27 protein-coding genes are annotated in these 23,176 nt (G+C 59.0%); 12 read left to right on the top strand and 15 right to left on the bottom strand.

Features of this window, described 5'->3' with window-relative positions:
- Nucleotides 1-168 precede the first annotated feature (168 nt).
- From ACXJKE_RS12810 to ACXJKE_RS12785, 6 genes are all read left to right on the top strand, one after another.
- Complete coding sequence (locus tag ACXJKE_RS12810) at nucleotides 169-450, top strand: hypothetical protein (RefSeq protein ID WP_457280946.1); 282 nt, start codon at nucleotides 169-171, stop codon at nucleotides 448-450.
- Nucleotides 451-853: 403 nt separating this feature from the next.
- Nucleotides 854-1,549, top strand: coding sequence for a hypothetical protein (locus ACXJKE_RS12805; protein ID WP_457280945.1), 696 nt, complete (start codon nucleotides 854-856; stop codon nucleotides 1,547-1,549).
- Nucleotides 1,546-3,570, top strand: coding sequence for a hypothetical protein (locus ACXJKE_RS12800; protein WP_457280944.1), 2,025 nt, complete (start codon nucleotides 1,546-1,548; stop codon nucleotides 3,568-3,570). Before ACXJKE_RS12805 ends, ACXJKE_RS12800 begins: the two co-directional genes overlap by 4 nt.
- Nucleotides 3,567-4,655 (top strand): ATP-binding protein, encoded by a 1,089-nt coding sequence (locus ACXJKE_RS12795; protein ID WP_457280943.1) that lies wholly within the window; start codon nucleotides 3,567-3,569, stop codon nucleotides 4,653-4,655. The genes ACXJKE_RS12800 and ACXJKE_RS12795 overlap by 4 nt, the downstream gene beginning before the upstream one ends.
- A 139-nt stretch (nucleotides 4,656-4,794) precedes the next feature.
- Entirely contained in the window at nucleotides 4,795-6,099 is a 1,305-nt protein-coding gene (locus ACXJKE_RS12790) for a hypothetical protein (protein ID WP_457280942.1), read from the top strand.
- 91 nt (nucleotides 6,100-6,190) lie between these two features.
- A complete protein-coding gene (locus ACXJKE_RS12785) occupies nucleotides 6,191-7,345 on the top strand; it encodes a hypothetical protein (protein ID WP_457280941.1) in 1,155 nt (384 codons plus the stop codon).
- A 24-nt stretch (nucleotides 7,346-7,369) separates the two neighbouring features.
- On the opposite strand, the gene ACXJKE_RS12780 is transcribed toward ACXJKE_RS12785, so the two are convergent.
- The 8 genes from ACXJKE_RS12780 to merT all read right to left on the bottom strand — a co-directional run bounded on the left by ACXJKE_RS12780 (nucleotide 7,370) and on the right by merT (nucleotide 15,252).
- A complete protein-coding gene (locus ACXJKE_RS12780) occupies nucleotides 7,370-7,708 on the bottom strand; it encodes a copper-binding protein (protein WP_457280940.1) in 339 nt (112 codons plus the stop codon).
- Nucleotides 7,709-7,752: 44 nt separating this feature from the next.
- Nucleotides 7,753-10,923 (bottom strand): efflux RND transporter permease subunit, encoded by a 3,171-nt coding sequence (locus ACXJKE_RS12775; protein ID WP_457280939.1) that lies wholly within the window; start codon nucleotides 10,921-10,923, stop codon nucleotides 7,753-7,755.
- Nucleotides 10,920-12,548, bottom strand: a complete 1,629-nt coding sequence (locus ACXJKE_RS12770) for an efflux RND transporter periplasmic adaptor subunit (protein WP_457280938.1) — start codon at nucleotides 12,546-12,548, stop codon at nucleotides 10,920-10,922. Before ACXJKE_RS12770 ends, ACXJKE_RS12775 begins: the two co-directional genes overlap by 4 nt.
- Complete coding sequence (locus tag ACXJKE_RS12765) at nucleotides 12,545-13,831, bottom strand: TolC family protein (RefSeq protein WP_457280937.1); 1,287 nt, start codon at nucleotides 13,829-13,831, stop codon at nucleotides 12,545-12,547. The genes ACXJKE_RS12770 and ACXJKE_RS12765 overlap by 4 nt, the downstream gene beginning before the upstream one ends.
- A 76-nt stretch (nucleotides 13,832-13,907) precedes the next feature.
- Nucleotides 13,908-14,306 carry a hypothetical protein gene (locus tag ACXJKE_RS12760; protein WP_457280936.1) on the bottom strand — a complete coding sequence of 133 codons (399 nt, stop codon included), beginning with the start codon at nucleotides 14,304-14,306 and terminating at the stop codon, nucleotides 13,908-13,910.
- Nucleotides 14,307-14,352: 46 nt separating this feature from the next.
- A complete protein-coding gene (locus ACXJKE_RS12755) occupies nucleotides 14,353-14,574 on the bottom strand; it encodes a GDCCVxC domain-containing (seleno)protein (protein WP_457280935.1) in 222 nt (73 codons plus the stop codon).
- Nucleotides 14,571-14,858 (bottom strand): mercury resistance system periplasmic binding protein MerP, encoded by a 288-nt coding sequence (gene merP, locus ACXJKE_RS12750; RefSeq protein ID WP_457280934.1) that lies wholly within the window; start codon nucleotides 14,856-14,858, stop codon nucleotides 14,571-14,573. The genes ACXJKE_RS12755 and merP overlap by 4 nt, the downstream gene beginning before the upstream one ends.
- A gap of 13 nt (nucleotides 14,859-14,871) precedes the next feature.
- Complete coding sequence (merT, locus tag ACXJKE_RS12745; RefSeq protein ID WP_457280933.1) at nucleotides 14,872-15,252, bottom strand: mercuric ion transporter MerT; 381 nt, start codon at nucleotides 15,250-15,252, stop codon at nucleotides 14,872-14,874.
- A gap of 41 nt (nucleotides 15,253-15,293) precedes the next feature.
- On the opposite strand from merT, the gene merR reads away from it, so the two are divergent.
- The gene (merR, locus tag ACXJKE_RS12740) at nucleotides 15,294-15,704 is read left to right on the top strand and encodes an Hg(II)-responsive transcriptional regulator (protein ID WP_457280932.1); all 411 of its coding nucleotides are present in this window, start codon (nucleotides 15,294-15,296) and stop codon (nucleotides 15,702-15,704) included.
- A gap of 138 nt (nucleotides 15,705-15,842) precedes the next feature.
- Here merR and ACXJKE_RS12735 read toward each other — a convergent pair whose 3' ends face one another.
- Genes ACXJKE_RS12735 through ACXJKE_RS12725 form a run of 3 tightly spaced genes read right to left on the bottom strand, consistent with a single transcriptional unit; the run spans nucleotide 15,843 to nucleotide 17,397 of the window.
- Nucleotides 15,843-16,136 carry a YciI family protein gene (locus tag ACXJKE_RS12735; RefSeq protein WP_457280931.1) on the bottom strand — a complete coding sequence of 98 codons (294 nt, stop codon included), beginning with the start codon at nucleotides 16,134-16,136 and terminating at the stop codon, nucleotides 15,843-15,845.
- A 25-nt stretch (nucleotides 16,137-16,161) separates the two neighbouring features.
- A complete protein-coding gene (locus ACXJKE_RS12730; protein ID WP_457280930.1) occupies nucleotides 16,162-16,755 on the bottom strand; it encodes a TetR/AcrR family transcriptional regulator in 594 nt (197 codons plus the stop codon).
- 57 nt (nucleotides 16,756-16,812) lie between these two features.
- Nucleotides 16,813-17,397, bottom strand: a complete 585-nt coding sequence (locus ACXJKE_RS12725) for a peroxiredoxin-like family protein (protein WP_457280929.1) — start codon at nucleotides 17,395-17,397, stop codon at nucleotides 16,813-16,815.
- A gap of 53 nt (nucleotides 17,398-17,450) precedes the next feature.
- Here ACXJKE_RS12725 and ACXJKE_RS12720 point away from each other — a divergent pair, with 53 nt between their 5' ends.
- Entirely contained in the window at nucleotides 17,451-18,212 is a 762-nt protein-coding gene (locus ACXJKE_RS12720; RefSeq protein ID WP_457280928.1) for an AraC family transcriptional regulator, read from the top strand.
- A gap of 115 nt (nucleotides 18,213-18,327) precedes the next feature.
- Here the strand turns inward: ACXJKE_RS12720 and ACXJKE_RS12715 are convergent, their stop codons facing one another.
- From ACXJKE_RS12715 to ACXJKE_RS12700, 4 genes are read right to left on the bottom strand one after another with little or no spacing between them, the layout of a single operon-like run.
- A complete protein-coding gene (locus ACXJKE_RS12715) occupies nucleotides 18,328-18,813 on the bottom strand; it encodes a DoxX family protein (protein WP_457280927.1) in 486 nt (161 codons plus the stop codon).
- A 19-nt stretch (nucleotides 18,814-18,832) separates the two neighbouring features.
- Nucleotides 18,833-19,600, bottom strand: coding sequence for an HvfC/BufC N-terminal domain-containing protein (locus ACXJKE_RS12710; protein ID WP_457280926.1), 768 nt, complete (start codon nucleotides 19,598-19,600; stop codon nucleotides 18,833-18,835).
- Nucleotides 19,597-20,439 carry an MNIO family bufferin maturase gene (bufB, locus tag ACXJKE_RS12705; protein WP_457280925.1) on the bottom strand — a complete coding sequence of 281 codons (843 nt, stop codon included), beginning with the start codon at nucleotides 20,437-20,439 and terminating at the stop codon, nucleotides 19,597-19,599. The genes ACXJKE_RS12710 and bufB overlap by 4 nt, the downstream gene beginning before the upstream one ends.
- A 26-nt stretch (nucleotides 20,440-20,465) precedes the next feature.
- Nucleotides 20,466-20,753: a BufA1 family periplasmic bufferin-type metallophore gene (locus ACXJKE_RS12700; RefSeq protein WP_457280924.1), complete on the bottom strand. Its 288-nt coding sequence runs from the start codon at nucleotides 20,751-20,753 to the stop codon at nucleotides 20,466-20,468.
- Between the two features lie 150 nt (nucleotides 20,754-20,903).
- Here ACXJKE_RS12700 and ACXJKE_RS12695 point away from each other — a divergent pair, with 150 nt between their 5' ends.
- The 4 genes from ACXJKE_RS12695 (at nucleotide 20,904) to ACXJKE_RS12680 (ending at nucleotide 23,145) form a co-directional block, all read left to right on the top strand.
- The gene (locus ACXJKE_RS12695) at nucleotides 20,904-21,482 is read left to right on the top strand and encodes a sigma-70 family RNA polymerase sigma factor (protein WP_457280923.1); all 579 of its coding nucleotides are present in this window, start codon (nucleotides 20,904-20,906) and stop codon (nucleotides 21,480-21,482) included.
- Nucleotides 21,479-22,120: a DUF1109 domain-containing protein gene (locus ACXJKE_RS12690; RefSeq protein WP_457280922.1), complete on the top strand. Its 642-nt coding sequence runs from the start codon at nucleotides 21,479-21,481 to the stop codon at nucleotides 22,118-22,120. Before ACXJKE_RS12695 ends, ACXJKE_RS12690 begins: the two co-directional genes overlap by 4 nt.
- Nucleotides 22,121-22,289: 169 nt before the next feature.
- The gene (locus tag ACXJKE_RS12685) at nucleotides 22,290-22,562 is read left to right on the top strand and encodes a TfoX/Sxy family protein (RefSeq protein ID WP_457280921.1); all 273 of its coding nucleotides are present in this window, start codon (nucleotides 22,290-22,292) and stop codon (nucleotides 22,560-22,562) included.
- 82 nt (nucleotides 22,563-22,644) lie between these two features.
- Nucleotides 22,645-23,145, top strand: a complete 501-nt coding sequence (locus ACXJKE_RS12680) for a GFA family protein (protein ID WP_457280920.1) — start codon at nucleotides 22,645-22,647, stop codon at nucleotides 23,143-23,145.
- Nucleotides 23,146-23,176 lie beyond the last annotated feature (31 nt).

Genomic DNA, 23,176 nt, shown 5'->3' with positions numbered 1-23,176 from the left:
CCCTGCGTTTGCTAGCCAGAACCTGTTTTGACAACCGCTCCATCATCGCCACGGTGGATCTCACAGTACATACACCGCGCTTTAGTGCCTCTTTTTGACTGGGTTCCCAAATCACACGGAAGTGTGCACACTTTTAGCGTGACCAACCGGCCTTTGAGTGATCAGCAGATGAGCAAAGAGATCAGCGAGCTTGCCAGCACGCTTGAGGCAACTCTTGTCCAGAAATATGGCTTCATGCTGGGGCAGGCCGATTTGGCTCGCGTACTTGCCTTTCCGACCGCAACTGCGTTCCGAAGAGCGGCGTACCGACGTCAACTTCCGATCAAAGTGTTCTCCATCGAACATCGCAAAGGAAAATTCGCCCTGGCGAAGGACGTGGCCATTTGGCTAGCCACCATGCGCGCAACGGAGGCTGACAAGCAAAAGGAGGGTGACATGGATACCAGTTAGGTCCTATCCGCCTCATAGACAGTGTATTTGCGTGGCAAAAAAAAACAGCCATGTGCGTCAACACATGACTGCTTCGTTTTCGACCAGGAGGCCGATGGCCTTTACAGCCGGGGTACGTGATTTGCAATCTGACGACTCCAGTATGAACGACCTATCCGTTTGCTGTCAAGCGGGGAGGGTAGCTTTTTTACTTTTACACGCAGCGCGCTCAGTCCGCGCCTCGTGCTGGAGTCGTCCATGCCATCATTTCTCAAGTCTTGCGGCAAGTGGTCTTCCCGCATTATCAATCCTGCCAGCCAGCTCCGGGTCACTCCTATCCCACCTGTCTCCGCCGTCAATTTCCCTATCGCGCGAGCGCTAGATTCGCTTGAGCTTGGGCCGTTGCGGGCCGGGGAGAAGAGCAATGGCTGAGAAAAAAATTCCCAAGGGCAACTTCCGAGCGCTACGCCTCAAAGCCATCGCCGCAGCCGTGAAGCGCGGCCACAAAAACCATAACATCTGGACCGTTTACAGCACCAAAAATCAGAAAGATTTTGTGCTGATCGGGGACATGGAATACCTGAATTTCCACTGGATGGAAGGTGATCCAAAAATCCTGTCCTTTTCAGTCGACTCAGATTTGTACATTGCTGACGAGGATGACAGTAGTAAGGCGAACTATCCCGCTGCGATCGCTGTCTATCAGGATGGTGAAATCCAGTGGCGCGAAGTCAAGGAAGATGAAGAGCAGGAAGGCTCAATGCCTGCCCAGAACCAGCGAGCTATCCAGGAGCGGATCACTCAGGACTTCCAGTATCAATACCTGCGAGTCACGCCCGAACTGATAAAAAAGCACTGGCAGTTCATTTGCAATTGGCGACGTGCGACCGCGTTTTGTGCGGCTGTGCGTCATCTCAACATCCAACAATACGAAGACGAGGTGTGCGCTCTTGTCTCGGCACGCAAAGCTATCGCGCTGTCAGCGATTGTGGCTGAATACACGGCTGAAGAGCACAGCCGAGTTGTCGCAGCACTGTTAAAACTGACTCAACAAGGCCGCGYTCTTTCCGACCTCGACAAGTTATCACTAGGGCCTCGCACCATGTTGGAGGCGCCGTGAAGCGCCTGCGGATCACGCGAAAAACGATTTCCGATGAACATTCGGATCATGCCAGTTGGCCGGAGGTCTCAACAGACGACTGGAGCGAAAGCAACATCTCCAGGTTTAAAAAATTAAGAGCGGCTCTTGAAGCCTATTTGAATGGAGAGCACGTCGTTCACATCAAAAAATGGCACGGGGTAGGCTCATCTGTGCTCGTGGATAAGCTGAGCCGCTGCCTGGCCCCAGCAGATGACGGACGGATTCTAGGTTGGCGCGGCTTGATAAAAGACTTGCGAGTCGAAGACTACAAGCGCGTGGCCGATGAAACCACGTGGACAGGAAAAGCCGGGCTGAGTGGATGCTTCACCAAGCTGTTGCTGGACTACCCGTCAATTGCAGWGGGCCTCGTAGATTTCATCTTGAAAAGCTCAAAGAAGCGGGATCGGGTTATTGAATCCGGAATCGCTTTCCAAGGCATCTTTCAAAAGTTTAAGGACCTGTGCATCGAAGCTGGGAGATTGCCTGGTCAATATCCGTTCAACACGAAGAGCATGGGCAGCGCGGCGGCGCGCCGCTTCGCGCATCAGATCAGAAAGTCAAACTTTGCAATCGGCGCGAAGTTGCTGGGTGGGGAGGTGGGCGCATCCAGGACTGCGCCGGGTACCGGATTCGTGAGTCTCCTGACAGCCGACAAACCATATGACATGTTCCAACTCGATGAGCACAAGTTTGATTTCCTCGGCGTAGTGCTTATTCAGACGCCCAAAGGTCCTCAACTCATACCTATAAGCCGTCTGATCCTCATATTGGTTGTTGACGTGCACGTCCAGTGCGTGGTGGGCTACCACATCGCCTTACGCAGTGAGGCGTCTGCGGAGGAAATGGTCTTGACCATGGCTAATGTGTTAGGGCGGTGGCAGCCGCGACAGTTGGTTATTGACTACGTCAAATATATGCCAGGTGCAGGATTGCCATCGGGAGTGATTCCGGAACTTGAAGGCGCATGTGCCGCTGAAATGCAAATCGACAACTCCATGGCGCATTGGTCCCGCGCCTTTGTCGACCGTATCCGTCAGAGGACCGGTATGTCTATTAACTGGGGGCCGGTGGGCCATTGGGTTCGACGTCAGGTTGTAGAGAGAGTGTTCGGCATTCTGGAGAAACGTGGTTTCCAGCGGATCATCTCGACCACCGGCAGTCATCCGCGGGATATCAGGAAAAGCGATCCAGTTGGCGCCGCGATCCGGCATGAAATAGAACTTGAGGAGATTCTGGACCTCGTCGATGTTGTCATCGCCAACTTTAATGCGAAGCCCACAAGCGCGCTCGGTGGGAGGTCTGCACTGGACGTGTTGCGCCACTACGTGAGTATGGATGCCTTTGGCTTCTTGCCGCGCCGCCTGCCAGCGCTCCCGTCTCATGTGCCCGATATGACCACACTGGTAGTCAAAGTCCCGATCCGTGGCTCTCAAGGTGTGCATGCCATCCGCCAGTACGCCGAAACGTCCTACGCGCGCTACACCAGTCCTATGTTGGCTTCCACTGCGTCATTGATTGGCCACGAAGTCACTCTGCACATCAATACGCAGGATCCGCGAACTGCAAAGGCATTCTTCAAGAACGGTGGATCACTTGGCGTGCTGACAGCGAAAGGAGTATGGGGTATCAAGCCGCATACCCTGGAGATGAGAAAGGAGATCGGACGGCTGATTAATAGCGGCAAGCTCGAGGTCCTTACGGGAGAAGACGAGATCACCGCATTTAACCGCCACATGTTTGATAAAGGTCAGAAAAAACGCGATCAGAACAAGGGGCGCCCCACGATTTCCAAAGAAACAACCAAAGCAGCTCATTACGCCACTGCGATTGGTTCACCCCCAAAAGCAGGCGTCCCGATGCCCATGCCACCGCGTAATCCTGTGCAGCCTCTTCTAGTGCCTGCACCGAAACCGTCCGGAGGTCGGGTTTCCCTCCCCGTTAAGACCCCTGAGTGGCCGAGCTTTTTGCCTCACACCAACTTTCGAGGCAAGCCGCGATGAACAGTACCAACGACTTGGAATCCGGTTTTGGCGCTGTGCCTGTGCAGGGGGCGCTGTTCGCCGGGTTCGATCCGCTCGATGTGCAACAGCGGAATATCTACATCGCTGACCACCCTTTGATGTTGGCAACTGGCGGATACGCGTTGCCGACACCGCCCGTCATCGCAGCGCTCACTCAGATCGTCAGCTCGATCATGGCAGGCACCCCTGGCATCGCGTGGGTTGCGGTACCTCGGTACGGAAAAACCACGGCTATCCGGCTGATTAAGGAGAAAATTCAAGAGACTTTGAACGGAACACCAGTCGTAGTGCACATTGCCCGCCGACACGCCAAATCCGACGAAGCTCGGTTTTACCGTGAGCTCCTTGAGTCCTCGGAGATGGGCGTGCCACCTGGACGAGACGCTACTGATCGGTTTAATCGTCTTTGGAAGGGGTGGTGGTCATGGGTTCTGACGCGTCGCTCCAAACGAATTGTTCTGATTGTTGATGAAGCTCAGAAGCTCTCGGAAGCCGAGTACTCGTGGTTGATCGATGTTGCGAACACATTGGCCGAGAAGAGAATTTCGCTTTGCGTGGTGCTTTTTGGCCAACCGGACCTTTTAGGTCTGCGGCAAACTTTCTTCCAGGTCGGTCGAATGGACATCTTGGGCCGCTTCATGGTTCAGGTTCACACCTTCGAGGGCATCAAGAACGCGGAACAGCTGGCCGAGGTCATGCTCGCATTGGACGATGAGGTGCTGTCCGAGTATCCCTTGGGAAGTGGCTGCGCTTGTACGCAGTTCTTTGCACCTCGGGCATTCGCCGCTGGCTGGCGTTTGCATTGCTACGCAATCCAGCTGTGGGCGGAATTCCAACGCTGCGCAGTAAACGTAGGGCAGGATTTGACCGCTCAACCCATGCAAGTGGCGATGGCTTGGGTCCGTATCGCGCTCGTCCATGTGCTTCAGCAGGTCATGCTTGTAGACGACCCAAGGCTGATCCTTCCCGAAAACCTGTGGCGCAACGCCGCCGAATGCTCGGGCTACCAGCAAAGTCTGGGTGTGCTGGATAAGCCCATCGACCTGGATGATCCCGATGCTTGATTCCTTAGAGTCCCCCAGGCACATCTGGCAAGACGAATGGGGTAGCCCTGGTGAGTCTCTTTATGGGGCACTTTTGAAGTTGGCGATGGTCAATACTCTTCAAGCTGGCGAATTGCTTCGGAGGGTTTTTAACTCGCCCATGAGCCATGGCTCCAGTCTGGCTATCCATCGCAGAAGCTTTTTGGACACTGGCTGGACGACCAAGTACGAAGCCCACCCCAACCTGCAATATATTCGTGCTGTTTGCAGGCAGAGCCTGGCGCCAGAGGGCATCCAGATCGCTTCACTCTCTCTGGACCGCTGCGTGCGCTATTGCCCCGCTTGTCTGAGCGTAGGAATTCACTATGCCGAGTTTCAGATTGCGAGTCTAGGCCGGTGCCCCGTTCACGGCGACACACTGCTTTCCAACTGCAGATCTTGCGGTGCAATGACGCCGCGCTATGCCGCGACCACAGAAACGTTCTTCTCGCCGTACCGGTGCGTCGAGTGCGGCCTCTATCTAGCCGGTGATTTCGACATCAGCAGCTTGGCTGGATCGGGATCGCGAGGCCCATCTGCAAGCCATCTTGGTCTCCAACGCCTTGAGAAACTCAGAGAGTGGTTGCGAATGACGGCCGCACATCCGTTGCGTTGGTCAGAAGGGGAGCGTTGGCTATTGAACGAGCTGGAAATTGACCCCGCATCTCAGCAACGCAAGATCATGTTCGAATGTGTTTGCCAAGCCTTAGGTGCCCCCGATCTTGGATTTGAAGTGTTCGACGGCGCGGAACGCTATCAGTTTCACAAGATCGAGGATGCGCGCGGTGATGAAACTCCAAAGCTTCCGAAGCGAACCAGTGACCAAGCCGCGTTTGAGCGCGTCAAAGCTTACAAAGCCATACGTCGGCATATCTTCCGAAAGTATCTCAAACCTCATCAGAAATGTTTGCGCAGCCCATCCGGTGGCGCCACGTTCGGTTGGTTGAACCTTAGCAGCCTGCCGGACGCGAGACTGTGTGTTTGGGCGCAGGCCTGGATGCTTTGGAGGTCTCGATTTGAAACTCGATTCAATCGGGCATGCCTGCTGCGGTCATCTGGCCCAGGGGACTGGGAAAGGGATTACGCAGGGGGTGTCTGGGACGGCAKTTTGACCGATAGCGAGTGGCCCGCGCTCGTGTGGTTCTCGTTCCATGCAAGCTTTCGGGCAGTATGCGCCTGGGTCGAAAGCCGGTGGAGGTTATTGGTACAAGGCAGCACGAGCATTGATCATTTCGAATTTGACGCTGTGCCGCCCCCTTATCACCAGCTGTTCTCAGTCGCTCACCACCGGCTCGAAGTACAGACTTCGCTCATCGAGCCGGTTAAACGCACGGTCAACAATGCACGCTTTCTGGTGGGGGCAAACGAAGGGCCTAAATTGGCTGCTCTGAGTTGCGTGTGCCGGCCGTTTTTCCCGTATTCCTGATCATGGAGCCGTAATGAAGATGTTGATGTCCACGGAATTGTCAACGCCAGAGGGACGCGCAAAGCTGATTCGACCCCTAGAAGAATTACATATGCCCTCCACACTCGATGGTTCCACCGCCTGGGCCATACCTTGGGACGCTAGGGAGCCGTCGACATTCGCCAACGATATCCAAGCGCTTAAGGCCTGGCTGGATGGTTACAGCGGGAGCAGTATGCGGCGACAGTGCCGACTGGCGATAGAAAAAATACTGTTGTGGTGTGTAGTTGAGCGGGGGCACGCTCTTGCCGAATTGAGCGGAGAAGAGGTGGCGCTTTTCATACAGTTTTTAATGGCGCCAGAACCAAAACCCAGATGGATGACCGTCACCATAGGGAACCGCGCGAGAGCCGATTGGAAACCGTTTAGGGTTGCCATGAATGCGAGCGGAGTCGGTACAACATTGACGTTAATCCGTTTGTATTTTCGGTGGGCAAATGCTCATGGCTTGTTGTTGGCGGGTCACCCTTTGCATGCGTTAACTGCACTGCTAAAGAACGAACGCTCTGCTATGGCCACGGCAAATCAGCCTTTAAAACTGGACAAAATCACCACGCCAGTTTGGGCTGCACTGCATCCGTATCTGCAAGGCGATTCGGAGTCATACAAGGACCTGCAGGTGCTTGGGTTGATTCAGATGCTCTACTACGGAGGGATTTTCTATAAACAGATAGATAAGTTGCGCCTCAAGGACTTTGTCGCGCACCAGCGCGGCGAGCACATCGTGGCTTGGGAATTCCCGTCTGGAAGGGACCATTGGACAGTTTTTTCGAGCGGCCCCCTCACTGGCACACTCACCGGGCTACTTGGACTAACCCCGGTACCCAATGGAACCAGTCGAGGTGAAGCATTAGTCTTTCAAGGCTGCAGCGTACGTGCAGCCAAGGCATTTGAGAATGCCAAGGAACATGCCCGCGTGTTCTTTGAAAAGGCGGGGGAACTGGACCGAGGCGCATCGATATCAAGGCTCCATCTAGTGAGCCTGCGCGGCGCCGTCATCCATAACGCTCAGCGTGAAGTTGCGTCCTTAGACCTCGCTTCAGTTTTTTCTTGGATTTACCTTAAAGAGTATCCCAGCATCAACCAGTACTTCCTAGCGCACGTCGATTGGGCGGTGGAAAAACGATTGCAGAGCGCTACCAATTTATCCAATTGGATCGATAGGAGAGAGCAAGCCGAAATGAACCGAAGCAAGTCGCCACCCTAGCTGGTAGTGTGCTTCTCCCTGGAATTATTTCACCATCGTCACCACATAATCATCACCTTCTTTGGTAAAGCCGAAGACGACTTTCCTTTCGACAGCCAGCTTGGAAAGCAAGTCCTTGTCCTTGACCTTAAAACTCATAGTCATCGGCGGCCAGTTGAGGCTGCTGACGGGACCGTGAGCGATCACGACACTGCCTGCCTTGGTATCGATCTTTTTGATCGTGCCGTTCGCTTCATGCGTGGCTTGAGCGCCGGCGGCGGGCTTCTTGGCCATGTCCATGCCCTTCATATCGCCCATCTTTGACTGGGCGAAACTGGTGGACGCTGCGGCCACAATGAGAGAGGCAATTACGATCTTCTTCATGAAAAACTCCTTTGAGAGTGGTTGATAAAACTAACAAAAATAAATCAAGCGGCGGGATGACGTCGTGCCCAGAACGGCTTTCCTGCGGCCTGGCGTTCGCGAGGCCTGCGCATGAGCAGATACACCGCTGGAATCACAAACATGGACAGCAAGGGGGCGGTGATCATGCCGCCGACCATGGGCGCGGCAATGCGCTGCATAACCTCGGAGCCCGTACCTGTTCCCCACATGATGGGGAACAGCCCGGCCAGAATGACCGCTACTGTCATTGCCTTGGGTCGCACGCGCAGCACAGCACCTTCCCGGATCGCATCCAGCAGGTCGGCCGCGGTGGTTTTACCCTGGTCGAGCCGATCATCCCAAGCGGATTTGAGGTACAGCAGCATGATCACGCCGAACTCCGCAGAGACCCCGGCCAGGGCAATGAAGCCCACTGCACCCGCTACCGACAGGTTGTAGCTCAGCAGGTACAGCAGCCAGATGCCCCCCACCAGCGCGAACGGCAAGGTCGCCATGATCAGCAAGGCCTCGTCAAAGCGTTTGAAGGTCAGGTACAGCAGCACAAAGATGATCAGCAGCGTGAACGGCACCACCACCTTGAGCTTGGCTGTGGCGCGCTCCAGGAATTCAAACTGGCCCGACCAGGAGACCGAGTAGCCCGGTGGCAGCATGACCTTGTCCGCAACGGCTTTCTGCATGTCCTGGACGGCCGAGCGCAAGTCACGACCGCGGATGTCCACGTAGACCCAGCCTGAGAGGCGTGCGTTTTCGCTGCGCAGCATGGGCGGGCCGTCGGTGATGCGGATGTCGGCCACGTCCGAAAGCACCAGGCGCTGACCACGCTCCGTCACAAAGGGCAGGCTGCGCAACTTCTCCATCGAATCCCGGATTTCACGCGGATAACGCATGTTGATCGGAAAGCGCTGCAGGCCTTCGACGGTTTCACCGATGTTCTCGCCGCCCACGGCTGAGCTGATGACCGACTGCACATCGGCAATGTTCAGGCCAAAGCGGGATGCCGCGTCGCGCTTGATATTGACGTCTATATACCGTCCGCCGGTCAAGCGTTCGGCCAAGGCGCTGCTGACACCGGGAACGTCTTTGAGCGCTCGTTCGATCTCCCCGGTCAGCCGGTCTATTGTGAGCAGGTCGGCGCCGGCCACCTTGACCCCCACCGGGCTCTTGATGCCGGTGGCCAGCATGTCGATGCGGTTGCGGATCGGCGGCACCCAGATATTGGACAGGCCAGGCACCTTGACGATGCGGTCCAGTTCCTCCACCAGCTTGTCCTGGGTCATGCCGGCGCGCCACTGCTCGCGTGGCTTGAACTGGATGGTGGTTTCAAACATCTCCATGGGCGCGGGGTCCGTCGCCGTCTCGGCGCGGCCGGCCTTGCCGTACACACTGGCGACCTCGGGCACGGTCTTGATCAACCGGTCGGTCTGCTGCAGCAGCTCGCCGGCTTTACCGGCAGACAAGCCCGGCAATGCAGACGGCATGTAAAGCAGGTCGCCTTCGTCCAGCCTTGGCATGAACTCGCCGCCGATATGCTGCAGCGGCCAGAGGCTGATGACCAGGACGGCACCCGCGGCCAGCAAGGTGAGTTTGGGCGCGCGCAGCACCACCTCCAGCATCGGGCGGTAGATGGCAATCAGCAGGCGGTTCAAGGGATTGGACTTCTCGTGGGGAATCCGGCCGCGTATCAGGTAACCCATCAGCACCGGAATCAGGGTCACCGACAGTCCGGCCGCAGCGGCCATGGCATAGGTCTTGGTGAAGGCCAATGGCGAGAACAAGCGTCCTTCCTGGGCTTCCAGCGTGAACACCGGGATGAACGACAGGGTGATGATCAGCAGCGAGAAAAACAGCGCTGGCCCGACTTCGGCCGCTGCGTCACCAATGACGCGCCAGCGCGCTTCGCCCTCCAGCGTCTCGCCCGGGTGGTCATGTCCCCAATGCTCCAGATGTTTGTGGGCGTTCTCTATCATCACCACGGCGGCGTCCACCATCGCGCCGATGGCAATAGCGATGCCACCGAGTGACATGATGTCGGCATTGACGCCCTGGTAGTGCATCACGATGAAGGCGGCTAGGATGCCCAGCGGCAGCGAGATGATGGCCACGAAGGCCGAACGCAGGTGAAACAGGAAGATGAAACACACCACGGCCACCACCAGGAATTCTTCCAGCAGCTTGTGCGTGAGGTTGTCCACGGCGCGTTCGATCAGGCCCGAGCGGTCGTAAGTCGGCACGATTTCAACGCCCTTGGGCAGACTGGCTTGCAAGGTCTGCAGCTTGGCCTTGACGGCGGCAATGGTCTCCAGCGCGTTCTTGCCGGAGCGCATGATGATCACTCCGCCGACGGCTTCGCCTTCACCATCCAGCTCACCAATGCCGCGGCGCATCTCCGGGCCGATCTGGATACGGGCCACATCGCCCAGGCGCACCGGAATACCGGCCGCCGAAGTCGTGAGCGGAACCGAACGGAAATCCTCCAGGCTCTGCAGATAACCCGATGCCCGCACCATGTATTCCGCTTCCCCAAGCTCCAGCACCGAGCCGCCAGCTTCCTGGTTGGCCTTCTGGATGGCTTCGACCACCTTGGTATGCGGAATCGCGTAGGCGGCCAGCTTGTCCGGGTCCAGGACGATCTGGTATTGGCGCACCATGCCACCGACCGATGCAACCTCGGCCACATTCGGCACGGTTTTGAGTTCGTACTTGAGAAACCAGTCTTGCAGAGCTCGCAGCTGTCCGGCGTCCTGGGTGCCGCTGCGGTCAATCAGGGCGTACTGGTAGATCCAGCCGACGCCCGTAGCGTCTGGCCCCAGTGAGGCCTTGGCTGCCGCCGGCAGGCGCGACTGGACCTGGTTCAGGTACTCCAATACCCGGGAGCGTGCCCAGTAGAGATCCGTGCCATCCTCAAACAGCACGTAGACATAGGAGTCGCCAAAAAAGGAATAGCCGCGTACCGTCTTGGCTCCCGGCACCGACAACATGGTTGTGGTCAGCGGGTAGGTAACCTGGTTCTCGACAATGCGCGGCGCCTGACCGGGGTAAGTCGTCCGGATGATGACCTGCACGTCCGACAGGTCGGGCAAGGCGTCCAGCGGCGTTCTCATCACCGAGTACACGCCCCAGGCCCCAATCATCAGCGTGGCCAGCAGCACCAGGAAACGGTTGACTATGGACCAGCGAATCAGGCGGGCCATCATCGCTGAACTCCTGACGATGGGGTTTTAGGCAACTGCGGCGAAACAGGTGCCACAGGCGTGATGGAGGTCAAGGTCGGCTCGCCGTCCTTGGGCATCACAAACTCGAACTGGACCTTGTCCCCCTTGGTCACATTGCGCGGCATGCCGCCGGCTGGTGCCTTGAACTCCATGGTCATGGCACCCATGCCGGCTGTGGGAAGTGGGCCATGGGCCAGCACCGCGCTGTCCTTGTCGATGGCGATCACCTGCGCCTCACCGGGGTGCCGGGTCAACGGGGCGGCCTCGCTGTTGAGCCGCGCCTCCACGCCCTTGAGGCTGGCTTCCGAGTCAATCAGGAACTGCGAGGACACCACCACACGCTGCCCGGCCTGCAGGCCGCGCTTGATTTCCGTCTGGCCGCCGCTTTCAATGCCGGCTTCAACATCAACAGGCCGGAAGCGGCCGTTCTCCTCGGCCAGCATCACGACCGTGCGTTTGCCGGTCTGGATCACGGCTTCGGCGGGAATCAGTAGGGCTTTCTCGGCCCGCATGTCCATGAACTGCATGGTCACAAACATGCCGGGCACCAGGCGCGAACCCGGGTTGGCCAGCTCCAGCCTGGCTTTGAGCGTGCGCGTCGCTGCGTTGACGTCCGGCAGGATGGCTTGCACCTTGCCTTCGAAGGTCGTGCCGGGCACTGCCGGGCTGCGGGCTTGCACCTTGGCGCCGGGGCGCAGCAGCGCCGTCTGGCTCTCGGGCACTTCGGCATTGGCCCAGACTGTGGAAAGCCCGTTGATGCGGAACAAGGTCATCCCCGCCGACACCGTCATGCCCTCGCGTGCCAGCAGCTCCACCACCACGCCACCCAATGGCGCCGTGATCGTCGTGCGGGGTTGCGTCTTCCCGCTGGCTTCCACCAGGCGGATTTGCTCGTCATTCATGCCCACTTGGCGCATGCGCTGGCGGGCGCCATCGACCAGCGATCCCAGGTCATTGCCCTGCATGCGTTTGAGGGACAAGAACTCCTCCTGGGCCGCCACCCAGTCCGGAACATACAGGTCCACCAAAGGCTGTCCCTTGGCCACCGCATCCAGCGTGGCGCGCACATGCAGACGCTCGACATAGCCGGTCGCCCGGGCTTGCACGGTGGCCTGGTCGCGTTCGTTGAAAGCAATGTTGCCGACCGCAGAGACCTGAGGCGACAGCGTGCCTTCGGTGACAACAGCGGTACGCACTCCGAGGTTCTGCTGAATCCGCGGACTGACGGTGATCTTGCCCTGGTCGGAATCGCTATCGGCATAGACAGGCACCAGCATCATGTCCATGAATGGTGACTTGGCCGGTTTATCGAACTTGTTGCCCGGCACCATGGGATCCTGGTAGTAGAGAATCTTGCGGCCGCTGGCGGGATCGGTATCGCCCGCCTTGAGGCCGGAGCTAATGTGGCGGCGGGTGGCTTCTTCGCCCTCGGCAATGCTTTGGGGGCCGGCTGTGGACGCGGCGGCTGGAGCCGGTGGCGCTTCACCTGGTGTGGTGGCGGCCGTCATACTGCTGCCATTTTTCATTCCCAGGGCATACAGGCCATAACCTGCGGCGCTGAGAACACTGGCAGCGATCAGCGCGGCAATAAGGTATTTTTTATTCATGGCTGTTCCTTGGTTTGCGCCGGCATGCTGTGTTCGGGGACGAGGAAGTTGAGTTGAGCCCAGGAACGCGCGGTTTCCATTTCCAGCGTCAGGGCCTGCATACGGGTGTCGATCTCATCGCGGCGAGCAGCGAGGGCGCCAGCCAGGTCGCTCTTGCCTGTGCGATAGGTGGTGAGTGCAGCCTCGGTGCGTTGACGGGCTGTCGGGATCAACTCATTGCGGTACCGGGCGACCCGGTCCTTGCCCGTTTGCCAGTCATTGAGCCAGCCCCGTACCTCGGCTTCATGGTTACGCAGCATGTCTTCGTACCGGGCCTTGGCTTCGTCAACCAGGGCCAGCTTGGCGGCCAGCTCGCGGTTTTGACGGTTCTTCTGGTCCCATTGCAGAGGGATAGAGACGCCGACGGAGAGCATGTTGGAGTAAGCCGGGCCGCGCTGGGCGTAGCTGGCCTCGACGCTCCAGTCGGCTTGTTTGTTCGCTTGGGCCAGCCGGGCATCGGTTTCAACCGCATCGACCTCTGCGCTCATGGCCAACAGATCAGGGTGCTGCTTGAGGTGTTCGCTTGAAACCTGGCTCTGCAGCGGGGTGCTTTGCCAGGGCGGCGAACCGGAGAGCGGTCGATCCGCATCCGACGTGCCCACCCAGCGGGCCAGCATCAAGCTGGCGTTGCGCGACTGCCGGTCGATCTGGCTGAGCCTGTCTTCCAGCTGGATCACGGCGCCGCGGGCGGCGAACACGTCGGCCTGGCTGCCCCGGCCGGCGCGAAAAGCGATGTCGGCGGCCTGCACCTGCAGCCGGGCTTCTTCGATCTGTTGCTGCACCAGTTCGCGCATAGCCTGGGTGTAATAGCGATCCAACCAGGCCAGCGCGGTGTCGCGCTGCAAATTGGCCAATGTCAGCTGGCGCTGCGCCTGCGTCCGCTGCGCATCGCGCTCAAAGCGTTCCGAGCGCAGCTGGCGCTTCTCGGAACGGGTGATTTCCTGCATGACGCCGATGCGGCGCATGGTCATGAAATCGCGCGTCAGGCTGCCGCGGTCCGCACCGTCGGCAGGCAGGTTGTCGATGCCGAATTTGAGTACCGGGTCGGGGAGTTGGCCGGCTGCCACGGCCTGTTCTCTGGCGGCGGTGGCCAAAGCACCTTGGGCGATCAGTTGCTGGGATCGGCCGACGGCAATGCGCTGCGCCTCGATCAGGGTTAACGGGTCGGCAGCCCATGACGCAGAGACCGTGGCCGCCATCAAGGCAGCAACGATAGTCCGATAAATCGGAAAGGGGATAAACATAAAACCTCCAGAGCACGAATACGGACCTGTCAATGCATAGGAAATGCATCAGACAGGAGCTAGACGGTCTGGGAGGTCAGAGGCGGAAGCAGCAGTTCCGGATGGCTACAGGGGGCGCGGTGGTGCGCTGCAGATGAGGCGCTTGCAACGGCGCTTCAGAAAAGACCGGGACGGCGACCTGCAAACTGAAATCGCCAGGCAAGGCGCCAAGGGCCACGGGTGACGGCAGTTCATGCTTGTCAGCAGACTGCTGGCCCGCCTGGCAGTGCGCATGGCACAGGTTGGGCTGCTGATCGTCCATGCTGAGCGGCATGGATTCGGCACACGGCATGCCGGCCTCGGCCATCGCGGCCACCTCAGCGATTTTTGATCCGGAACCGGGGCAAACATAGCCAGCCACCGCCAGCTGCATGAACAGCAAGCTGACCAGTGCGAAGAGCACTGTGATCAGGCGGTGGTGACGGTTTCGGGTCATGGGCTGAGTTTAATGAGTCTGTGACCCCAAATGCAAAAAAAAGTTCTCAGGTGCAACAGCCTGACACAAGATCCTTGTCCTGCATGGAAGGACAAGGCATCGTTCCATAGGAACAAAATACACAGCAATCCCCTGGTTTCGGATTCAGTACGGTGTGGCACTGTTCGCACTCGTAAAACCACTGGCATGCATTTTCGGGCATCTGTTCGGTTTTTTTGTGGCCGCAACTCGGGCATGTCAGAGCCGAGTCCAGGGTGACCGGTCTCATGGGGTCGCCCCGACAAGATGAGAGGGATAGCCGGCGTCTGCGGTAGCCCGGGTGAGCGCCGCAGTGTTTGTTTTTGCGTCATCGAAGAGGACGGTGGCCTGCCGTTTTTCGTAACTGACGTCAGCTTTGGAGACGCCAGGGGTTTTAGTTAAAGCCACCTTCACCGTGATCGGGCAGGCGGCACAAGTCATGCCAGAGACTGACAAGACCACCGTCTTGGGAGCGGCCCACGCGGGCGCGGCAAAGCAGGCGACCAAGGCGAGCAAAGGGATGGGGTGTTTCATGGGCAATTCCTTTTCAATAGAACAACGGCAAGACGTAGGGGAAAACGAGCGAGATCAGCACAAGCGTCACAACCACCCAGAAGGCGACCTTGTAGAGAATGCGAACTCGCGGTACCGCACAGACTTCACCTGCGGTACAGGCTTTCGCGGGGCGATAGAGGCGCCACCCGGCGAGACCCAAAGCCAGCAAGGCAATTGCTATAAAGAACGGGCGATAAGGTTCCAGGAGAGCCAGATTGCCAATCCAGGCGCCACCAAATCCCAGCAGGATCAGGACCAATGGACCCAGGCAGCAGGCGGACGCAAGGAAAGCTGCAACACCGCCGGTTACCAGGGTGACGGTGCCGTACTGCTGTGCGGGGGTGGGAGGTTCTGCAGGGATGCTTGACTTCATAGCGTAAGATTACTTCCGTACTTAAGTACGGAGTCAAGTCAATGGAGAAAATTGTGACCCACCTGACGATTGGCGAGTTCGCCGCTTCCGCCGGCGTCAACGTCGAGACCATCCGCTTCTACCAGCGCAAAGGATTACTGGCTGAACCGGAACGACCCTACGGCAGCATTCGACGTTATGGGGCCGCGGAGGTAAGCCGTGTGAGGTTTGTGAAATCTGCTCAGCGCCTGGGCTTTAGCCTGGACGAAATTGCGGAACTCCTGAGGCTGGAGGACGGCGCCCATTGCCAAGAGGCCAGAGGACTGGCCGAGCACAAACTGGCGGACGTTCGTGAAAAGCTGAATGATCTGCGCCGCATTGAGTCGGCCCTCAGCACTCTGGTAGAAAACTGCCACAAGGCAAGGGGAACCATTTCCTGCCCTTTAATTTCCGCGCTTCACGACGCTCATTGACTGAGGGGTAAACCGTACGGTTAAGTACAGCCAGAGGAAGTGGCTTGACTTACATCGCGACCAAAGGACACGTTACAGAACCTAAATCACATTGGGAAACGCGGCTGTCCATCGGGACCTGGAACAGTCAAGTCCATCTCAGGCGTGTTCCAGCAGGAATTGCAGGCGTTCTTCGGCCCTGTTGGGAGTCATCTCGGCGATCTCCGCCTCGACCACCTTTTCCGCAACAAAGGGATCGAGCGCCACGCGAGTCTCCAGTGCCTCGCGCGTGGTGTTGTACGCCAGGACCATGCCGCCCTGGTTGCCTGCAAGGCTGCCCGTCACGAGAAAGACGTCATCCCCGAACCCCTGGTCAATCCATCGTTTGTGCCCTGCCACGTGGACTGCGGCTTGGCCTTTGTTGCTGGAGAACTTGAGAAAAATACAGAACATGAACGCTCCTGTTTGAAAAAAATGGCTAATGTGAACGCCCTGTGGCGGCCTTCTTTGGCTTCGCGCAGGACTGGACCCAGGCAGTCATAAGGTTTACCTCCTGTCGCACGAAGTCTTTATCGCGCAGGGACTGCGCCAACACGGCAACGCCCTGGCTCCGCGCCAGGAGATGCAAGGCAAGGGCATCCGCGTCTTTGCTGCGGCCCATTTCCTCGAACTGCCTTCGCAGCCATACGCGAAAAATGTCCATGACGGCGTTAGCGTCGCCTTGCCCCGGATGCTTGAGTTTTGCCAGTTCCATGCACAGCGTGCCAACCGGGCAGCCGTGTCGCATGATCTTGGACTGGTTGCGTATCAGGAGGGTGATGAACAGCTCGACGCGCTTTTGCGCGCTTTTCCCCTCGGCCTCCCACTGCGCCAGCATCGCCCGCGTGCGTGCCAGCCGCTCGGCAACGACCGCCGTCAGGATTTCGTCCTTGGTCTTGAAGTGATGGTAGAAATTGCCGCGCGAAATATTCACGGCATCCGCGATGTTCGAGAAAGATGTGTGCTCGAACCCCTGTTCATAGAACAGGGTGTCTGCAGCCTGGATGATGCTGTCGCGGGTTGGCGTTGCCATGATTAGGGACGGTTGACCTGGAAATTTCGGCGATATTAGGATGACCGTCCTAGATTGTCAAGCGCCACCATTGACGTCCCCAAGGTATTCACCGCGGGCCGGATAATCGTTCTTGATAACGAAATCCAGCGCTTGGACCAACTCCCCGAAGTTTGGCCGTGCAAATGGCATCGACTGCACAGCCAGCCAGTAGAGCGTTCGGTCGGGGCGCACCAGGAATACGCCAGGTTCGGAAAAGAGCGCGGGCTCCTCAATGCCGATCGACGTCTTTCCTCGCGATGTGGACAAATACAAGCCCCAGGCGCGGGCCATAGCCAACGGTAGCCCGTAGCCCATGCGCAACTTGCTGGCCCCGATCTTTTCCGCCATTTGGCGTGCACGATCCTGGCCGTCGCCACTCAAGGCCAGCACGCCCACGCCACGCTCGGCGAAAGCCTCGACCTTGCTTTCCAGCTCGCGCAGGTAGATCGCACAGACCGGACAGTGCAGGCCGCGGTAAAAGCAAAGCAGCGTAAACCGGTCGGGGGTTTCCCTCGCCAGGTCAAAAGACTCACCAGAGAGAGTTGGGACGACCAGCGATGGGACGGTTTGTCGAGGTGTGAGCATGTCTTTCCTTTCGAAGTTAATAGAGGCATCAAGCATGGCAGACTCAATGCAACTAAAATTCCGAAATGCATGATCAAAAGTCCTAATCTATGACTTCGCCCGCCCGCACCGACCGTCTCAGCGCGTTTCTTGCCGCCTTCCCCCTTCAGGTGCAACCGGCTGCGGACGATGGCGACACACGTGAGGCTGCCCACCTGTTCCTGCTTGAAAGCGATACTGTGGGAGCGCGCCAGATCGTCTTTTGCAGTGCAGGCGCGCTGCGGCCGCGCTCTCCGGGAACGGTCCTGATGGCGGCGGTGGTGAGATTTGGAGGTGACTCCAATCCACTCCTGCGCTCCTTGCCGCCGGAAGTGGCGCTCGACACGCAGGAAGATGAGCCCCTCTGGGCGTTGGCGCGGCAACTGCTCTCTGAGGCGCAGGTGCCGCGTTGCGGTGGCTCCGCGGCGCTCGCGCGGCTGGGCGAGTTGCTGGTGCTGATGGTGTTGCGCCACGCTATCGATCAGGGAGCGACCCAGCCGGGTTTGCTGGCAGGGCTGGCCGATCCGCGGCTAAGGCATGCGGTGGGCGCATTGCTGGAACAACCCGCGCGTGCCTGGCGGATGGAAGATCTGGCTGAAATCAGCGCGCTCTCCCGAAGCCAGTTCATGCTTTCATTCCGTCGCACGCTGGGCATGACGCCGGGCACTTTTCTCACGGCCTGGCGCCTCACGCTTGCCCGCCGCCGGCTGCAGCAAGGTGCGCGCGTCAAAGTAGTTGCGGCCTGGAGCGGCTATGCCAGTGCGGCGGCATTCAGCCGTGCTTACAGCCGGGCTTTCGGCCACGCGCCTGTAGGGGCGGTTTTCGACAAATAGGGATGCGAGAGAAATGGTGCAAGGCAAAGGGAATCACTGCCTGCCCCGTGCAGTTCAGCTGCGCTTGGTAAGGTTCGCGCACAGCGCAATACTCCTGCGCCATTCGAGCATCCGCTCAGAGAAGGCCCAATGCTCGGTCAGCCGAGAGGCGTCCGGCGCCCCGGCCGACCAGATAAAGCAGCAAGGCTGCCCATGACAGGTGCGTTGGCCACGCGTCCGGATACACAAAGACCTGAATCACCAGCGTCATGCCCAACAGGGCGAGCGCCGAATAACGCGTGAACAGTCCCAATACCAACAAGAGCGGGAACAGATGCTCGGCATAGGTTGCCAGATGCGCCGCAATCTCTGGCGGCAAAAGCGGCAGCTTGTACTCGGTGCGAAACAGTTCATAGGTGCTGTCGGTCAGTGTCAGAAAGCCCGCAACCTTGGTGCGCCCGGAGTAGAAAAAAATCGCGGCAATGCCCAAACGCGAGGCCAGCGCCAGCAGATCGTGAGTCACCATGCGTGAAAGCCAGGTAGCGATCGAGTTCAAGCGAGCGCGAAGACCACCGTCGCCGTCGCCCGGGATGGTTTGGGGAATCTGAACATTGGTGCTCATAGTGTTCTTTCGCAGGGGATTAAATCGAATTACCAGCGAATGCGCCAGAGCGCAGCAGGCATGCAAAGGTGGTCGCGAGGTCTGCCTTCGGATCAACCGCAAGTGCGGATGCCGTTGCGTGAGCGAGTGTTCGGCCGCCCGCGCAGGCATCAAGGAAAACGCAACCGGCTTTCGTGATTTCGCTCCAGACCACCGCATCGCGAGGCCGCGTCAGCAGCGCGCCTTCGCCCCGCCAAGTCAGATCCTTGTTGATTTCGTTGCTTCTGCGATTGCGCTCCCATATGCTGTAAACCGGTTGTTCGTCGAACCAGGCCCAGCGTGCCGCCGGGTGGGGACTTAACACGAGGGTGGCCATCTGCTCCGGCGTGTGGGCGGCGACCCATGCGGCGTCAACGGCAGGGGCGTCGGACGCGACATGGGCCTCGCGCCAGAAAATGTCGAGCTGCGCCACGCCGGGCAGGTAGACAAGTTCGGCTGCCGGTTCAAAGCCGCGCAGGAAGTCGGAAAAACCGTTGCCGTAGTACAGAAGGCGTGCGTCTTTTGGTGCTTCGGTCTCCACGTAAAGCGCGGCAGCGGCACGAAACCACTCATCCCCCACCAAGCGTGCGACCGCTGGAAAGTTGGCCTCCAGTGCATCGATGCAGGCCTTCATCACCGTGTTGCGGTACACCGCAAAAGCAGGTTGCGTGGCGAGCAATTGCATCTCAGGGCCGACGGCCGCGGGATGTGCGAACAGGGCCTGGGCAAAGGCCTGCTGGAATTGCCCCAGCGGCAGCGGCGTGCTCATGTCATGGTCTCCTGCGTGCCGCGTTCGAGCTCAAGCAAGGCCTGGTCTCGCTCAGTCATCAGTTCGTCAAAAGCGGGCACATTGCCGTCGCGCTCGATCAGCGTGGGCCGCGCGCCAGCGCGTTCAATGAAGCGGCGATAGAGGCGCCAGACCTCCGGCGCGACGGGCATGTCATGCGAATCGATCAAAAGGCCTTCGCCCAGGCTGGGGTCGGTGGTATGGCCCGCAAGATGAATTTCGCTGACCAGCGCTTGCGGAAAACGGTCCAGCCAGTCTTCTGCGCAAAAGCCGAGGTTGCGCGCCGAGACATGCACGTTGTTGATGTCGAGCAGCAGCGAGCAACCGGTACGCCGAGCCATCTCGCTCAGGAAATCGATTTCGTCCCATTCATGCCCATCGAGGCGCAGGTAATGGGAGGGGTTTTCGATGGCAATCGCCGTGCCCAGCGCGTCCTGCGTGCGCGCAATATTGGCGGCAATGCGGTTTAACGCTGAAGTCGTGCGTGGGAAAGGCAGTAAATCGGGAAAGTACTGGCCGTTCCATCGGGACCATGCCAGATGTTCGGAAATCAGCGACGGCTGGATACGCCGGGCGAGCGTCGCCAGCCGTTGGAGATGAGCGGCATCCGGTTCCGCGTCGCCCGCAAGCGACAAGGACACGCCGTGCAGGGACACCGGATGATGGGCGCGGATGGCGTCCAGCCACCCCATCCGCGGGCCGCCCGCCGCCATGTAGTTTTCGGGGTGCACCTCGAACCACAGGCCATCGGCCTGTGTCGACAGCGCAGGCTCGAAGTGCTCAGGCTTGAGGCTGAGGCCGGCCGTGAGGACGTCTACCATGGCAGCTGAAGGCGGCTCGGGATCGGTCAGGATTTCATCGATTGCAGTGAGCCGACTCCTTTGGGGGTCTTGATCGTGGTGCAAGTGCCGGCTGGCACGTTCTTCCAGGCGTTGCCCTGGTAATCGACTTTGGACGTACCGGCGCAGGTTGTGCCAGGGCCGGCAGCGCAGTCGTTTTTCCCGGCCATCGAGACGCCGTAACATTTTTCCATCTTGGCCATGTTGTCGGTCATTGGTTTGTCCTGGGCCATGGCGGAGCCGGCGGCAAGCGCGCCAAGGACGAGGGCGGAAATGACGAGAGGACGGTTAGTCATGAATGAACTCCTAAATATGTTTGAAGCGTAACCACGCCGAATGCGTGGTTACTTGGTACTTCGTAGTCCGCACCGCTGCGGTTACAGCGCAAGGCACAATCGGGCAAGTTTTTTTTGCACTTTTTGTAACCGGACAAGCCGAAAGACCGAATGACAAGAAGGAGCGTTAGGAGTGTTGTGGTGAGAAGCGATGCGGAACAAGTGCTGCATGACCTGTTCATGCGCGGCCTCGATGGAGATACCGCCGCCTACCGAACTTTCCTCCAAAAGCTCAGTGCCTATTTGCGCGCGTTTTTGCGCAAACGCCTCTTCGGCTGGCCCGATGAAGTGGAAGACCTTGTCCAGGAATGCTTGCTCGCCATGCACAATCAGCGCCACACCTACCAGAGCGACCAGCCGCTGACGGCTTGGGTGCATGCGATCGCACGCTACAAGATGATCGATCTGCTGCGGGCCAAGTCGGTCCGCGAGGACCTGCATGACCCGTTGGACGACGACTTGGCGGTGTTCGCCGAGTCGGCCGCGGAAGCCGGCGACGCCAGGCGCGACTTGGCTGGTCTGCTTGAAACCCTGCCGGAACGCCAGCGGTTGCCTATTGTCCACGTGAAAATAGAGGGTCTGTCGGTGGCCGAGACAGCAAGTCTGACTGGCATGTCGGAGTCGGCCGTGAAGATCGGCATTCACCGCGGACTCAAGGCCTTGGCTGCCAGATTCAGGAGCACTACATGAAAACTGACGATTTTGTGGCGATGCTTGCCAATGGCGCGGCTGCCGTTCCGCAAAACGCGGCCGGCCGTCGCCTCAGACTGGCGCTGCTGGTCGGTGTGCCGGTGTCTCTGGCGATCCTCTTCGCAGGCTATGGATTACGTGAGGACTTGAGGCTGGTCATTTCATTGCCGATGTTCTGGGTCAAGCTGTTGTTCCCGCTGTCCATTGCCGTTTCGGCCTTTGTCACCGTGCTGCGTCTGGCGCGACCGGGCGTCGAGGTGCGGCGCGCCTGGATGGGCTTGGCGGTGCCCGTGCTCTTGGTCTGGACGATGGCCACCGTGGCATGGTTTGGAATGCCGATGGAGGAGCGCATGCCGTCGTTGCTGGGGCAGTCCTGGCGCACTTGTGCGCTCAGTATCGGCCTCATAGCCTTGCCGGTTTTTGTGGCGACGCTACTGGCGCTCAGGGATCTGGCGCCCACCCGGCAGGCACTCGCCGGCGCGGCTGCCGGTGCGCTGGCCGGTGGGGTGGGAGCTGCGATCTATGCGCTGCACTGTGTGGAACTCGCCGTTCCATTTCTTGCTGTGTGGTATGTCATTGGCATGATGGTGCCGGTGCTTGTTGGTGCTGCGCTGGGTCGTTGGGTACTGCGCTGGTAGTTTTACGTCGCCCAACCAGATCTCTTAGTCGCTTCTCGCGGGAAACAATCCGTGGAATCATCCATAGCCCTGGCTACAAACTTGCTGGGACTACACTCGCTCGAAAACCGGCTCTATGACGTTACCGAGTTGATTGAGTTCGGCTGGCTTTGAGGGGAATGATCTTTTCATGGCTGATGCGACCTCGCTTTCATTACTGCCGAATCTCGGACCCAAGTCTGCTCAGATGCTACAGACTGCGGGCATACAAACGCTGAGTGACCTGCGAACACTTGGATCTGTGGCTGCCTACGCGAAGGCCAAGCGTGCTGGCCAGCGCGTCTCTTTGAATCTTCTTTGGGCGCTGGAAGGGGCTCTCACCGGCGAGCGTTGGCAGGATGTCGCACGCAACCACAGGACGAGCTTGCTGCTCGCTCTGGATGAATACGAGCGCAGGGAATAGAGATGGTGGGGCCGTCAGACGGTCGGACATTCGCGACTGAGTCGGGGTTGCAGCGGTTCAGACACTGCGCATATCATTCAGCATGAACTACCCCGTCGAAGGCGGATGCGATTGCCGCTACATCCGGTATCGTCTGGCCACTGCGCCGATGATCGTCCACTGCTGCCATTGCCGCTGGTGCCAGCGCGAATCCGGCGCCGCGTTCGCGCTCAATGCGATGTACGAGGCTGATCGCGTCGTGCACCTTGGCGGTGAGCCCGAGGTGATTGACACTCCCTCCGCGAGCGGCGCAGGCCAGAAGATTGCCAGATGCCCGAAGTGCCGTATCGCGGTCTGGAGTCACTATGCCGGCTCCGGCCCGGTGTTGAAGTTCGTCCGAGTCGGGACACTCGACGATACGGACATGATGTCTCCGGATGTCCACATTTTCACCGGCTCGAAGCAGCCGTGGGTGATCATTCCTTCAGAGACGCCCGCCTTCGGTGAGTACTATGATCGCGAAGCAGTCTGGTCTGCCGAAGCCCTTGCACGTCGGAAAGACCTTCTGCCGCAGATTGAGGCTTATCAAGCTGCACGGCGCTGAGGTTTCCTGGGATCGATTCACCCCGCATGGG

The organism is Polaromonas sp. P5_D5 (assembly GCF_054049435.1).
The sequence above is the reverse complement of the archived record's forward strand: the minus strand, read 5'-3'. Positions and strand labels throughout refer to the sequence as shown.

Excerpts from the sequence above, each read along its gene's own strand:
- bufB (WP_457280925.1), bottom strand. The coding sequence starts at position 20,439 with ATGGTAGACGTCCTCACGGCCGGCCTCAGCCTCAAGCCTGAGCACTTC.
- ACXJKE_RS12710 (WP_457280926.1), bottom strand. The coding sequence starts at position 19,600 with ATGAGCACGCCGCTGCCGCTGGGGCAATTCCAGCAGGCCTTTGCCCAG.
- ACXJKE_RS12695 (WP_457280923.1), top strand. The coding sequence starts at position 20,904 with ATGACAAGAAGGAGCGTTAGGAGTGTTGTGGTGAGAAGCGATGCGGAA.
- ACXJKE_RS12735 (WP_457280931.1), bottom strand. The coding sequence starts at position 16,136 with ATGTTCTGTATTTTTCTCAAGTTCTCCAGCAACAAAGGCCAAGCCGCA.
- ACXJKE_RS12795 (WP_457280943.1), top strand. The coding sequence starts at position 3,567 with ATGAACAGTACCAACGACTTGGAATCCGGTTTTGGCGCTGTGCCTGTG.
- ACXJKE_RS12715 (WP_457280927.1), bottom strand. The coding sequence starts at position 18,813 with ATGAGCACCAATGTTCAGATTCCCCAAACCATCCCGGGCGACGGCGAC.
- ACXJKE_RS12755 (WP_457280935.1), bottom strand. The coding sequence starts at position 14,574 with ATGAGACCGGTCACCCTGGACTCGGCTCTGACATGCCCGAGTTGCGGC.
- ACXJKE_RS12775 (WP_457280939.1), bottom strand. The coding sequence starts at position 10,923 with ATGATGGCCCGCCTGATTCGCTGGTCCATAGTCAACCGTTTCCTGGTG.
- ACXJKE_RS12680 (WP_457280920.1), top strand. The coding sequence starts at position 22,645 with ATGAACTACCCCGTCGAAGGCGGATGCGATTGCCGCTACATCCGGTAT.
- ACXJKE_RS12780 (WP_457280940.1), bottom strand. The coding sequence starts at position 7,708 with ATGAAGAAGATCGTAATTGCCTCTCTCATTGTGGCCGCAGCGTCCACC.
- merP (WP_457280934.1), bottom strand. The coding sequence starts at position 14,858 with ATGAAACACCCCATCCCTTTGCTCGCCTTGGTCGCCTGCTTTGCCGCG.
- ACXJKE_RS12730 (WP_457280930.1), bottom strand. The coding sequence starts at position 16,755 with ATGGCAACGCCAACCCGCGACAGCATCATCCAGGCTGCAGACACCCTG.
- ACXJKE_RS12785 (WP_457280941.1), top strand. The coding sequence starts at position 6,191 with ATGCCCTCCACACTCGATGGTTCCACCGCCTGGGCCATACCTTGGGAC.
- ACXJKE_RS12810 (WP_457280946.1), top strand. The coding sequence starts at position 169 with ATGAGCAAAGAGATCAGCGAGCTTGCCAGCACGCTTGAGGCAACTCTT.
- ACXJKE_RS12690 (WP_457280922.1), top strand. The coding sequence starts at position 21,479 with ATGAAAACTGACGATTTTGTGGCGATGCTTGCCAATGGCGCGGCTGCC.
- ACXJKE_RS12770 (WP_457280938.1), bottom strand. The coding sequence starts at position 12,548 with ATGAATAAAAAATACCTTATTGCCGCGCTGATCGCTGCCAGTGTTCTC.
- merT (WP_457280933.1), bottom strand. The coding sequence starts at position 15,252 with ATGAAGTCAAGCATCCCTGCAGAACCTCCCACCCCCGCACAGCAGTAC.
- ACXJKE_RS12725 (WP_457280929.1), bottom strand. The coding sequence starts at position 17,397 with ATGCTTGATGCCTCTATTAACTTCGAAAGGAAAGACATGCTCACACCT.
- ACXJKE_RS12685 (WP_457280921.1), top strand. The coding sequence starts at position 22,290 with ATGGCTGATGCGACCTCGCTTTCATTACTGCCGAATCTCGGACCCAAG.
- ACXJKE_RS12760 (WP_457280936.1), bottom strand. The coding sequence starts at position 14,306 with ATGACCCGAAACCGTCACCACCGCCTGATCACAGTGCTCTTCGCACTG.
- ACXJKE_RS12700 (WP_457280924.1), bottom strand. The coding sequence starts at position 20,753 with ATGACTAACCGTCCTCTCGTCATTTCCGCCCTCGTCCTTGGCGCGCTT.
- ACXJKE_RS12765 (WP_457280937.1), bottom strand. The coding sequence starts at position 13,831 with ATGTTTATCCCCTTTCCGATTTATCGGACTATCGTTGCTGCCTTGATG.
- ACXJKE_RS12720 (WP_457280928.1), top strand. The coding sequence starts at position 17,451 with ATGACTTCGCCCGCCCGCACCGACCGTCTCAGCGCGTTTCTTGCCGCC.
- merR (WP_457280932.1), top strand. The coding sequence starts at position 15,294 with ATGGAGAAAATTGTGACCCACCTGACGATTGGCGAGTTCGCCGCTTCC.